9 protein-coding genes and 2 pseudogenes are annotated in these 12,047 nt (G+C 47.5%); 6 read left to right on the top strand and 5 right to left on the bottom strand.

The features are described from left to right. Window positions 1-310: pseudogene (locus tag FE392_RS19150) on the bottom strand (signal recognition particle-docking protein FtsY); the annotation flags it as partial. 270 nt (window positions 311-580) lie between these two features. Between FE392_RS19150 and rsmD the strand changes: the two are divergent. From rsmD to FE392_RS19130, 4 genes are all read left to right on the top strand, one after another. Continuing rightward, window positions 581-1,198, top strand: a complete 618-nt coding sequence (gene rsmD / locus FE392_RS19145; protein WP_319931741.1) for a 16S rRNA (guanine(966)-N(2))-methyltransferase — start codon at window positions 581-583, stop codon at window positions 1,196-1,198. A 20-nt stretch (window positions 1,199-1,218) separates the two neighbouring features. Then, on the top strand, window positions 1,219-1,488 hold the full coding sequence (locus FE392_RS19140) for a DUF1145 family protein (RefSeq protein ID WP_319931740.1): 270 nt from the start codon (window positions 1,219-1,221) through the stop codon (window positions 1,486-1,488). A 392-nt stretch (window positions 1,489-1,880) separates the two neighbouring features. Then, window positions 1,881-2,507: a lysoplasmalogenase gene (locus FE392_RS19135; protein ID WP_319931739.1), complete on the top strand. Its 627-nt coding sequence runs from the start codon at window positions 1,881-1,883 to the stop codon at window positions 2,505-2,507. A 207-nt stretch (window positions 2,508-2,714) separates the two neighbouring features. Continuing rightward, window positions 2,715-5,057: a zinc/cadmium/mercury/lead-transporting ATPase gene (locus FE392_RS19130; RefSeq protein WP_439153512.1), complete on the top strand. Its 2,343-nt coding sequence runs from the start codon at window positions 2,715-2,717 to the stop codon at window positions 5,055-5,057. A 183-nt stretch (window positions 5,058-5,240) separates the two neighbouring features. Here the strand turns inward: FE392_RS19130 and tusA are convergent, their stop codons facing one another. Continuing rightward, window positions 5,241-5,495 carry a sulfurtransferase TusA gene (tusA, locus tag FE392_RS19125; RefSeq protein WP_319931738.1) on the bottom strand — a complete coding sequence of 85 codons (255 nt, stop codon included), beginning with the start codon at window positions 5,493-5,495 and terminating at the stop codon, window positions 5,241-5,243. Between the two features lie 170 nt (window positions 5,496-5,665). Here tusA and FE392_RS19120 point away from each other — a divergent pair, with 170 nt between their 5' ends. Both FE392_RS19120 and FE392_RS19115 read left to right on the top strand, forming a co-directional pair. Then, the gene (locus FE392_RS19120) at window positions 5,666-6,334 is read left to right on the top strand and encodes a 7-cyano-7-deazaguanine/7-aminomethyl-7-deazaguanine transporter (RefSeq protein ID WP_319931737.1); all 669 of its coding nucleotides are present in this window, start codon (window positions 5,666-5,668) and stop codon (window positions 6,332-6,334) included. Window positions 6,335-6,570: 236 nt separating this feature from the next. Further along, window positions 6,571-7,671, top strand: coding sequence for a glycerol dehydrogenase (locus tag FE392_RS19115; protein WP_319931736.1), 1,101 nt, complete (start codon window positions 6,571-6,573; stop codon window positions 7,669-7,671). A gap of 83 nt (window positions 7,672-7,754) precedes the next feature. Here FE392_RS19115 and glpC read toward each other — a convergent pair whose 3' ends face one another. From glpC to glpA, 3 genes and pseudogenes are all read right to left on the bottom strand, one after another. Then, on the bottom strand, window positions 7,755-8,960 hold the full coding sequence (gene glpC, locus FE392_RS19110; RefSeq protein WP_319931735.1) for an anaerobic glycerol-3-phosphate dehydrogenase subunit GlpC: 1,206 nt from the start codon (window positions 8,958-8,960) through the stop codon (window positions 7,755-7,757). Between the two features lie 101 nt (window positions 8,961-9,061). Further along, a pseudogene (glpB, locus tag FE392_RS19105) lies at window positions 9,062-10,327 on the bottom strand (glycerol-3-phosphate dehydrogenase subunit GlpB); the annotation flags it as partial. Continuing rightward, window positions 10,317-11,987, bottom strand: coding sequence for an anaerobic glycerol-3-phosphate dehydrogenase subunit A (gene glpA, locus FE392_RS19100; RefSeq protein ID WP_319931734.1), 1,671 nt, complete (start codon window positions 11,985-11,987; stop codon window positions 10,317-10,319). The pseudogene glpB and the gene glpA, both read right to left, overlap by 11 nt. Window positions 11,988-12,047 lie beyond the last annotated feature (60 nt).

The raw sequence follows: 12,047 nt of genomic DNA, 5'->3' as shown, positions 1-12,047 counted from the left end.
CTTCGGCTAAGCGTTGCTGTTTTGTTTCTTCCTCAGCACGGCGGGCAGCTTCTTCCGCTACACGTTGCTGTTCTGCCTCTTCCTCAGCGCGGCGGGTTGCTTCTTCCGCTACACGTTGCTGTTCTGCCTCTTCCTCAGCGCGGCGGGTTGCTTCTTCGGCTAAACGTTGCTGCTCCGCTTCTTCCGCTGCTTGGCGGGCAGCCTCTTCTGCGGCTAATCTTTCTTTTTCAGCTTGCTCTTCTTGCTGTTTCTTATCTTGACGACCAAGTCCAAACCAAGAGAAGAAACCTTTTTTTTTCTCTTTTGCCATCGGCCACTACACTCCTCGCGGTTAATTATGGCGTTATATACTTTTATTGCCCGCCCGGGTATGAATCCCATAGGGTATAAGTGAATATCTCAATGAGATGAATTCTAACAGTGATAAAATCCAGTCTAACATTTTCATCACACCACAACACATATCTATCACTGATTTCGTGGTAAATTAATCAATGGGTTTCTTTGCTTTCACTTATTTTTGTTCCCGCCAGATATGACTTTATGGCGTCGGATGATAAATAATTAACTTATTTAAATTATGACTAAAAAACCACAACGAGCGTCGTTGGGACAAATCCGCATTATTGGCGGCAAATGGCGCGGGAGAAAATTGCCGGTTCCTGATAGTAAGGGGCTGCGCCCAACGACGGATAGAGTCCGTGAGACACTCTTTAATTGGCTTATGCCAATCATTCAGGAAGCTCGCTGCCTTGATTGTTTTTCAGGTAGCGGCGCACTCGGTTTCGAAGCCTTGTCACGTTATGCAAGCCACGCAACCTTGATTGAATACGAGAGCAATGTAGCGAAACAGCTCTCTGCCAATTTAGCTTTGTTGAAAGCCGAAAATGCTAACGTGGTGCAGGATAATGCATTACGATACCTCGCCAAAACGGAATGCCTCGCAGGCACAACTACGCCGTTTGATGTGGTTTTTCTCGATCCGCCATTCCGCAAGGGCATGCTTGCTGAAACAATCCGTTTATTGGAAGACAATGGTTGGCTGGCAGAAGAAAGCTGGATTTATGTTGAAGCAGAAGCCGAATCTGCCGCGACAGATATTCCAGCCAATTGGCAATTGCACAGAGAAAAAGTTGCCGGGCAAGTTGCTTACCGATTGTATATTCGCCACCAGAAATCGGCTGTCTGTTCCGATTAAACACAATTTTGGAGCTAATGATGTTTGTTCAATTAGGAAGAATTATCATGACCCTTGTTTGGGCGGTCATGATTTTCAATTTTTTCCATCCATTTCCCAAGCCGTTGAAATATTTCATGGATATTGCAATGGTATTCACGGTAGTCATGCATGCTTTTCAGTTACTATTGCTGAAAAATTCCCAGCCTAAAGATCAGAAACTATCGACGTTCCTTCAGACTAAGATTTTCTTTTTCGGTGTCTTTGAATTATTGGCCTGGCAGAAAAAGCAGCAAAAAGAGAAAAAGTAATTCCCCTTCTGCCTGTTTTTCCCGTCAAGGGGAACAGCAAATGCCGTCAATGAGTGATCCGGCTAATTACTCATTGACGTTCTTTGTTTTTGATAATAAAACGTTACCCGTTCGTTAATAATACCTAGCCAGTCGTCAATCAGATATTGAGGATTTCAGGTTTACGGATGTAAATCAGGACACACTCCGCTTCCCCATCATATACCCTATGGATTTCGAGTTGCGGCGCAGCGGCAAGGATACACATCCCCAAGAGCATAGCTAACCGTATGTTTATAAAAACGGTGATTGGGGTGAGTGAACGCAGCCAACAAAGCAGCAACTTGAAAAACGACAGGTATAAATAGTAATGCCTGAACAAACAGGCATTGAACATTAAGGAAAGGAAAAATATGAGTTGGCCATTTCTTGCTGTGTTTTTCTCTGGATGGTTATATATCGATGCTGCCTATCGTGGTATCAGTTGGCAACAATGGGTTTTCCGTCCGGTCACAATGCTGCTTTTGTTATTGTGGACATGTCAGGCTCCCAATCTTGAGGCATCGGGTTACTTAATTATCGCCGGACTTATCACTGCCTTGATTTCTGATTCACTCCGCATGCTGCCAAGTAAGTATTTACTTTTTTCATTTATCGCGTTATTCCTGAGTTACTTGCTGTATACCATCAGTTTTGCCCTGCATATGAGCTTCGCTCTTTTCTTCCCGCTCCCACTGATTTTGCTGGCCGTTGGCATTGTGGTCATGCTTATTGTCTGGACTCGTCTTGATAAAATGCGCTGGCGAGTACTTGATAGTTACATTATGGCCTTAGTGATGGTCTGGGCTGCCGGAGAACTCTATTTTTCACTTGGCAATGAAAGCCGGTTTTCTATCATCGCAGGTGCCATTTTGCTGCTTATCGGGCATAGCATCAGCATAATTGGGCAATACCGTTTCCCTTTCCGGTTATCCAAAGCAGTTATCGCCACCTGTAGCTTTATCGGGCATTTCCTGATTATCCGTTCGCTGTTTCTGTAAGTCATTTTTCACTTACAGGCAGAGATTAAGGAGCCGATAGCACAAACCTTTCAATATCAAAGAGGAAGGACGTTGATGATGAGAATTCCCCTCAAATAGCACAAATTATCAAAATAATTCCTCTTATAAAATTTGACTCTGGAGTTAGCTCCAGAGTGTAGAGTTAGTATAAGCCGATTAAAATTAACTCAATTTGAGGGGTCGCCTATGTTGTTCGCAGACAAAAAACATAAGCAATCACAGCAAGATTCCACCATGTCCCTGCCGCAAGATCATCACAATTGCGGCGAGAACGCAAAAAAAGAAAGTGGGCACTCACATAGCTCCCATGATGTGCAACATGGACACTCTCATGCTCATAATCACGATAAAGAACATCCGCATGAGCATTCACACGACCATTGTTCACATGATCATACACACGCCATACAGGATACCTCGCCCCTCAAATTAACCGCCAACCAGCGTTTTAATTGGGTTATTGAAGGCATGGACTGCCCAAGTTGCGCGGGAAAGATTGAAAATGCCGTCAAAAAATTACCTGAAGCGAAACAAGTCAAGGTACTGTTTACAACAGAAAAGCTCGTGGTTGATTCTGATAGCGATATCCGAGCTTCTGTGGAACAAGCGGTGAAGCAGGCAGGGTTTGAAATCAGGGCAACGGATTCCGCTTCCAAGCTGCCTCCAACCGCCAACCATTGGAAAACGTTTTCCCCGATCCTGATCCTTGCAGTCTTGATGCTTATCAGTTGGGGAATATCCGCAATCAATGCTCCTGCCGGGCAAATTGCCTTTATCATTACCACATTAATTGGGTTATATCCGGTTGCGGCCAAAGCCCTTAAACTCATCCGTTCAGGCACGCCCTTCGCCATTGAAACATTGATGAGTGTTGCGGCCATCGGTGCTTTGTTTATCGATGCCACCACAGAAGCGGCAATGGTTATTTTGCTCTTCAAATTAGGGGAAGTGCTGGAATCTTATGCCGCCGGGCGGGCTCGCCGGGGTGTCAGTGCATTGATGGCTCTGGTGCCGGATAAGGCTTTGTTGGTGAAAGAGGGAAAGAAGGTCACCGTATCTGCGGCTGAATTGAAACCCGGCGATGTTATTGAGGTTGCCCCGGGCGCCCGTTTGCCAACCGATGCTGAATTGCTCAGCCCCTTTGCCAGTTTTGATGAAAGTGCCCTAACCGGTGAATCTATTCCCGTTGAACGGAAGCAGGGAGAAAAAATCGCCGCTGGCTGCCTTTCTGTCGACAGTGCTGTGCAGATGAAAGTGGTTTCTGAACCCGGGCACAATGCCATTGACCGCATTCTTCAATTGATTGAAGAAGCAGAAGAGCGCCGGGCTCCGATTGAACGATTCATTGACCGTTTCAGCCGTGTTTATACGCCAATAATCATCTTGTTCTCGGCGCTGATGGTATTAATTCCTCCTCTGTTTTTTGCCGAACCTTGGGATACCTGGCTCTACCGGGGGCTGACTTTACTCCTAATTGGTTGCCCTTGTGCATTGGTCATATCAACACCTGCCGCAATTACTTCCGCTCTGGCAGCCGCAACACGCCGTGGCTCCCTTATCAAGGGAGGTGCAGCATTGGAGCAACTCGGTGCCGTAACCACAATTGCACTGGATAAAACCGGCACACTGACCGAAGGGAAACCTCAGGTTACTAACATCGAGCCGATATCCAATATTAGTACAGAAGCATTACTGGCCTTGGCCGGTGCGGTAGAAAGCGGTTCCCATCATCCATTGGCTAAAGCCATCCTTAGCGCGGCAGAAAATAGAGGTGTGGAGATTATTGAGGCTGAACAGCGCAAGGCACTGGCTGGAACCGGAGTTGAAGGGCAGTTGTCAGGACAGAGGATTTTAGTCTCCGCACCTGAACGGCTTCCTGAAAATACCTTGTCTGAGGCGTGGAAACAGAAGGTTATCGAATTGGAAAACGGCGGCAAAACCGTAGTTGCTGTCATGCAGGATGAGCAATTCATGGGCTTAATCGCCATGCAGGATACGTTGCGCCAAGATGCCATTGATGCCATCCGAGCCTTGAAAAACCAAGGTGTTGATGCAGTCATGCTAACCGGTGACAATCCCCGTGCAGCCGCAGCCATTGCAGGGCAACTGGGTATTGATTATCGGGCCGGTCTATTGCCTGAAGATAAGGTCAAGGCAGTCACTGAATTAAATAAACAACATCGTACGATGATGGTCGGCGATGGGATTAACGATGCACCTGCCATGAAAGCCTCCAGTATCGGCGTAGCCATGGGCAGCGGCACTGATGTTGCACTGGAGACAGCCGACGCCGCACTGACACACAATCGGCTGACGGGGTTATCTGAAATTATCGCGCTGTCCCGGGCGACCCACTACAACATTCGTCAAAATATCACCATTGCCCTTGGATTAAAGGCGGTCTTCTTGGTTACCAGCTTATTGGGGATTACAGGGCTGTGGATGGCGGTTCTGGCTGATTCAGGGGCAACTGCCCTGGTGACAGCAAATGCAGTCCGAATACTGAGAATGAAATTGAAAGATAAATAGCAAAAAATAATAAATTGAAAAGGTGCATATCCTGCACCTTTTCAAAATTACAATCACTAAAAATTGCTATTAAGGAAAAAGGAAGTATGACATTCAGCGGAAATAACATGGTGACCAAATGCCATATTCAAAGCTTAGCATGCATCTTTTTTTCTGCCAGAAAATCACACAAAAATTTTTCTTTTACGCAACATTGTCGCTTTTTCTAAGCAGATAGCGATAAGGTGTTTGCTCCGTCTCCTGCGCAACCAATGCATGATCCATGAAACGACAAAATCCCGGGATATCACGGGTTGTCGCCGGATCATCGGCAATGATCAACAACGTTTGCCCGGCGGCCATATGGCGAACGGTCTTACGCACCATCATCACTGGCTCTGGGCAACGTAATCCTAACGTATCAAGTGTTTTATCAGGATTGGCAAAAACATCGGACATAACTATCTCTGCGGGTTCAAACAATTTATGGCGGTGGATTATATTACAAAATATCGTCAACTGCCGACTTTACTTTTGTTGCGCAACACGCGTATGATCCATTTCGCCTGATATTTCAGGCACATTTATTTTTTTGGGTTCCCTCACCCCATTCACCAAAAAGGTACAATATGTTCCAATTGACCGAGCAACAACGCGCCACGGCATTGATCTGGCTTTCACTTTTTCACGTTCTAATCATTACTTCCAGTAACTATTTGGTGCAATTACCCATCTCCATTTTTGGTTTGCATACCACGTGGGGAGCTTTTACCTTTCCTTTTATTTTTTTGGCGACTGATCTGACTGTACGTATTTACGGTGCATCATTGGCCCGCCGGATCATTATTTCAGTGATGCTTCCAGCTTTGCTGATTTCATATCTGGCTTCCGCTCTATTTTTTCAGGGGCAATGGCAAGGGCTAGAAGCGTTGGGAACCTTTAATCTGTTTGTTGCCCGTATCGCAACAGCCAGCTTTATGGCTTATGTACTCGGACAGATATTGGATGTCGGTGTTTTTAATCGCCTGCGTCAAAAACGTAGCTGGTGGGTTGCTCCTGCTGCTGCCATGTTCTTTGGCAACCTGATTGATACGCTGGCCTTTTTCTTTATTGCGTTTTACCGCAGTGCCGATGCGTTCATGGCAACACATTGGGTAGAGATTGCCTTGGTTGATTATGCGTTCAAGTTATTTATCTGTATGCTTTTCTTCCTGCCGGCTTATGGCATTTTGCTGAATTTGATCATTAAGTACTTTTTCGCTCAATCAGCCAACAAGGCCCTGACCAAAGCCCACTAATCCTGCCCATTAAAGATAGTGCTCTGTATCAATCAGGGCACTTATTTTTCATCTCTAATTACGCATATTCTGCTTTTACTCATAACCTATGCGTATATTTTGTCGTATAGTGTTGAACACCATATTCATGTCGAACAACATATTGTGTTGAACGACGGGCACATATAGGCAACAACCTGCCAGTCCAGTATTGTGATACTCCACGCTTAGTTTCCGCTGAAGAAGGAATATTTCTTATGCTGAAAGTGATCCAGTCTCCATCCAAATATATCCAAGGGCCAGGCGCGTTATCCCACATTGGTCAATACACTAAAATGCTTGCTGACCATGTCTTCGTGATCGCTGATAATTTTGTCATGAATCTTATTGGTGATACCGTCAGTAAAAATCTGGAGGAACATGAAGTTACCAGCCATTTCGAAATTTTTAATGGTGAATGCAGCCGAAGTGAAATCCAGCGCCTGTCTGCCATTCTGGTACAAAATCAATGTCAGGCCATCATTGGCATTGGCGGGGGTAAAACCCTTGATACTGCCAAGGCAGTAGCGTACGGATGCAAAATCCCTGTCATTGTTTCACCAACCATTGCTTCAACTGATGCTCCCACCAGCGCCCTTTCCGTCCTGTATACAGAACTGGGTGAATTTGACAGTTATTTATTCTATCCGCAGAACCCAAATATTGTGCTGATGGATAGCACGATTATCGCCAAAGCACCCATTCGTTCACTTGTTGCGGGCATGGGGGATGCCCTCGCCACCTATTTTGAAGCACGGGCCAGCAGTGCGGCCCATAAGCCCACCATGGCGGGAGGAATGACATCCAAAACCGGTCTGGCAATGGCAAAATTGTGCTATGAAACCTTGCTGGCGGAAGGATACAAGGCAAAATTGGCCGTTGAGGCAGGGGTCAGTACACCTGCGGTTGAGAATATTATTGAAGCAAACACTTATCTCAGTGGCATTGGTTTTGAAAGTGCGGGTTTGGCTGCGGCCCACGCCATTCACAATGGTTTCACGGTATTGGAAGAGTGCCACCATCTCTATCACGGTGAAAAAGTGGCTTTCGGCACACTGACGCAATTGGTTCTGGAGAATAGCCCAAGTGAGGAGTTGGAAACTGTTCTCGATTTCTGTATACAAGTTGGTCTGCCTGTGACACTGGAACAACTCGGGTTGCGTGACAGTGAAAACCTGCAGCAAAAAATCATGCAAGTTGCCATCGCAAGCTGTGCCGAAGGAGAAACCATTCACAATATGCCTTTCCCAGTGACGCCAGATCAGGTATATGCTGCGATTTTAACCGCAGACCGAATGGGGCAGGATTGGTTGTATTAATCGCGTTGATTAAGAGAGCCCCTCCAGTATCAGGGTGGACATTCCCCCCTGATACTTTTTCTCAAAACAGGAACAAGGCTCGGTTACTGGGTTGTAGCCACCGCCCGTGCCAGCAGACTTATCGGATGTTCACATTGCCTGCTGGTTGACATCTCAATCTGCCACTTGCAGGTTTCGCAGTCTGTGATTACTAAGTCAACGCCGCTGGTTTCAATCTGATGGAATAAATTCGCCCCAATCCCTTGGGAAACGTCATAATTTTCCTTTTTAAACCCATAAGTACCCGCGATCCCACAGCACTGAGAATCAAGAATAAGCAGCTCAACACCCGGAATACGCCTGATTAGCTCAATGGAGTAAGCCGCCCACCCTATTTTTTCCATGTGGCACGGGGTGTGGTAAGCCACTTTCAGCGGAGTATGTTGCAATGGTAAATCACGCCCTTTATCCAGCAAGCGATAAATATAACGGGTTGCCAGCTCGATTTGATCACGCACAGGACGCGTATCGATGCCCAGAATATGCGGGTATTCGTCACGCAAAGTAAAAGTACAACTGGATGACGTTGCCACCACAGGGATTTGCCGTTCAATCACACTTTCTGTCAAAGAAGCCAGATTAACCCGTGCCTGACGCTTCGCCTGCTCAATGAAGCCATTGGCAATCAATGGAACACCACAGCATTTTTCCCGATTCAGCAGCTGAACACCAATCCCCATCGCATTAAAAACTTTCAGTAAATCTTTTCCCAGTTGCGGGTGATTATAATTGACGAAACAACCGTGGAAATAAGCAACCTGATCCTTAAATTGCGATTGAATTTCTGCCTGTTTACGATACCAGCGGCGGAATGTTCCAAAAGAATATTTGGGCAGTTCACGCCGATGGTCAATTTTCAGCGCCTTATCCAACAAGTGGCGCATCGGTTTCAGGCCAGTCACGGCATTAACGACGGGAGCAAATGGCGTAGATAAACTTCCCATGAGATCAGTGTGGCTCAGAAGTGCATCTCGCAATTTGGGGCGGCGGGAATGGTAATTGATTTTTGCCCGTTGGATGATATCGCCAATTTTGACATCGGACGGGCAGGCAACTTCACAGCGCTTGCAATTGGTACAGTATTTCAAGGCTTCATCATATAACGCGGGATCTTTGAGACGCAGGCGCTCCCCATCCGGGCCGGCCTGTTTTGGCCCCGGATATAGCGGGTTCACTTTGGCAACCGGGCAATAGGTTGTACACACAGTACATTTAATGCAGTTTTCAAAACTGTTATCGAGAATGTTCATTGCCTAATCCCCCTGCTCTCGGTTTTTTCTGGGGCAATTCTTTCTGGTGCGATTGGCTCTGGTACGGTTTGTGTTGATAAAGTTTGGGCTGATAAAAGCGATTTCGACATAACCTGTTCAGCAATAATTTGTTCCGCAACAAACAATGCACTCAATACGGAAACCCCAGCACCGCAGCCTTCAGCCAGTGGATCATATCCCCCCAATACCGCTCCCGCAGCATAAAGATTTTCAATCACGCTGCCTGCTTTTTGCGGACGCAAGCTCGCATCCGTCTGTACACCAAATTTCAGGTAAGGTTGTGGCGAAAAAAAGTTTTGCCGCGACCACTGCCCATGTTCAGGATTTTCCAACAAATCCAGATCCAGTAAGGGTTCATAAACACGGTTAAATTCAGTTTTCAGGCCATTATTGAAAAAACTGCCGGTTGCCAGCACCACATTTGCAGCCCGCAGAGGCATATCACCATGATTGCGCGTATAAATATGGGCAATGCGGTTATTTTCCATTTCTACGCCATTGACCCTATCTCCCGCCATCATAATGCCGCCAAGCTGCCGGAATGTGTCACACATGGCTTGATTGATCCGAATGCCAAGCAGGGATGGCAATGTCGGCAGTAAATAGATGGGTTTTCCTACCTGCATTTGTAAATTTTCAATGACGTCCCCAGACTCCAGACCGATGCAAGCGGGTAAGAAAATCGCATCATGGCCTTTCGAACGGAGGCTAATTTCCTCAGCCAACAGGGACAGATGTTCAGGTAAGTCCAATATGCGGGCGATATTGACGGCACGGAATTCACTGGGGTTATCCCGCAACCTATCCAGACATGGCAAATGAATTTCTTGTGCCTGTGCTTTCATTCCCTGCCTCCGCAATGCACTGGCCACTATCTTGGGCTGAAAATCCAGAAACCCCTCAATGCCAATCACAGCTACATTTTCCCACGATAATGGGCGTTCTAATTCACAGGTAGGTACACAGGCCGGACTGAGCCAAGTCATGCGTTGGCGACCAATCGGCGTAATGCGGCAATGGTTTTGTGATGCCGAGCCTTTTATCTTTAAGCCACTTTTCTTCAGCAGGTTTTCTGCCTGATACACTAATGAAGCGATATTTTTTCCGCCGATCCGGCTGTAGGGGTGTGCCGGAGCCTGCTTAGCCAATTCAGCTAAAGCGGTCAAAGGATGCAAGACTTCACGCCCATCAGGCAGGTGGGAAAGTAAATCCATAGAGCCGGACGAAAAGTGAAGCGCACTCTGACCCGCGCTGATGATGGCACAAGATTTACCCGCTTCCGCCAGCCTGATACCACAAGTTAGCCCCGCCAATCCACTGCCAATAATGACAACATCAAATTTCATCATGAGCCTCCACTGTTGGTGGGTTAGCTGGCGCCTCATTGCCAATGTCGCCATCCAAGCCAAACAATCCCTGATAAATCCAACTGGTGAATTCACTTTCCCGCAATGCATCTCCCCAAGCGATCGGGCGGATGCCTTTCCAGCGTTCATTCAGAAAATGGGCCAATTGCTGTTCGGAATCCAACTCGCTGGTTATTCCAAGCCGATTTAACAACCCCGCGGCACGACAAGCACAAAGCTCTCCCTGACAAGTTCCCATGCCTACACGCGTTCGGCGGCGCAGATCCAGCAGGTTATTGACGGCCAGAGATTCTGCCGCATACTTCACTTCGCCGGCCGTGACCGCTTCACATTCACACACCAGACTTTTTTCCAACCGTTCCGTACTCAGCAGCTTGGTTGCCCGATCCCCGTGCCGATATACCGCAGATCCCCGGATTGGTGCCGGTAGAGAAATCGCTGTGCGCAGCGTTTGCTCGGCAGTATCCCACGAACCAGGCAGCGGTTCCTGCGCAGTCGTGCAAACTTCCTCCACCCCCAGTTTTTCGCAGACTTTATCTGTCGCCCACTCAGCCATTAGGCGATAAGTCATCAGCTTACCGCCGGTAATTGTCATAAAACCTTCCAGCCCGTCCCGTTCTGCATGATCGAGCAGTACGATCCCTCGGCTGACACTGCGACCGGAAGGATCATCATCACTGGCAACCAAAGGCCGTACGCCGGCATAGGCACGTAAAATGCGCGTTTTCGCAAGTTGGGGCGATAATTGAGATCCTTCTCTAATCAAGGTATCCACTTCTTCCGGTGTCACATACATGTTGTCTATCTGATCATATTCAACGCGCGTGGAGGTTGTCCCGATCAGGGAGATAGTGTCACCGGGCACGAGAATGTCGGCATCAGCGGGCTTGCGGCAACGGTTGAGAACCATGTTGTTGATCCGGTGGCCGAGGATCAATAAAGCGCCTTTCGCCGGGAACATCCGAACTTTCAACTCGGCATATTCTGCAATTCTTTGCCCCCAGATCCCGCCTGCGTTCACTACTATCCGGGCATAAATATCGTACAGCCGCTTGCTTTGATGATCATAAACATGAACGCCGATAATTTTGTCCCCCTGCCGAATGACTCCCATAACTTCATGGTAAGTCAATACTTGCGCCCCATGCTCTTTGGCATCCAGCATATTGGCCGCTGTCAGGCGAAATGGATCCACCGTGCCATCCGGCACCATGACTGCCCCGATTAAACCGGGGTTGACAGCAGGCTCCAGACGTCGGGCTTCTTCCGGCTCCATTGCCTGTACATCAATCCCTGCATTTTCGCATGCCGTGATAAAAGTCTGTTGATATTCCACAGGATCGTCAGGCAGGGTGATAAACAGTCCGTTGGTTTTTTCAATGCAATGGCGGGCAATACGCTTGAGAATTTTGTTTTCTTTGATGCATTCTTTGGCCGATTCACTGTCCGTGACAGCATAACGCGCCCCGCTGTGCAGCAGGCCATGATTGCGGCCCGTCGCACCAGTCGCGATATCATGGCGCTCCAGTAAAATACAACGTAAACGCCTGCGGGCGCAGTCCCTTGCAATGCCTGCACCTGTCACGCCCCCACCGATAATAATCACATCAGTTTCTGTTACAGGAGAACCATTCATCAAAGCGGCTCCTCTTTTTTCTATGACACATTTTTATGGCATTTTTTACGATAAACGCACATG

Origin of the sequence: Xenorhabdus santafensis (genome assembly GCF_033949405.1) — a bacterium.
Classification (GTDB): domain Bacteria; phylum Pseudomonadota; class Gammaproteobacteria; order Enterobacterales; family Enterobacteriaceae; genus Xenorhabdus; species Xenorhabdus santafensis.
Note: the sequence above shows the minus strand (reverse complement) of the source record. Positions and strands in the feature narration are given on the sequence as shown.

Bases quoted from the DNA above. Each gene is read 5' to 3' on its own strand.
- rsmD (WP_319931741.1), top strand. From the start codon at position 581: ATGACTAAAAAACCACAACGAGCGTCGTTGGGACAAATCCGCATTATT.
- FE392_RS19140 (WP_319931740.1), top strand. From the start codon at position 1,219: ATGTTTGTTCAATTAGGAAGAATTATCATGACCCTTGTTTGGGCGGTC.
- FE392_RS19135 (WP_319931739.1), top strand. From the start codon at position 1,881: ATGAGTTGGCCATTTCTTGCTGTGTTTTTCTCTGGATGGTTATATATC.
- FE392_RS19130 (WP_439153512.1), top strand. From the start codon at position 2,715: ATGTTGTTCGCAGACAAAAAACATAAGCAATCACAGCAAGATTCCACC.
- tusA (WP_319931738.1), bottom strand. From the start codon at position 5,495: ATGTCCGATGTTTTTGCCAATCCTGATAAAACACTTGATACGTTAGGA.
- FE392_RS19120 (WP_319931737.1), top strand. From the start codon at position 5,666: ATGTTCCAATTGACCGAGCAACAACGCGCCACGGCATTGATCTGGCTT.
- FE392_RS19115 (WP_319931736.1), top strand. From the start codon at position 6,571: ATGCTGAAAGTGATCCAGTCTCCATCCAAATATATCCAAGGGCCAGGC.
- glpC (WP_319931735.1), bottom strand. From the start codon at position 8,960: ATGAACATTCTCGATAACAGTTTTGAAAACTGCATTAAATGTACTGTG.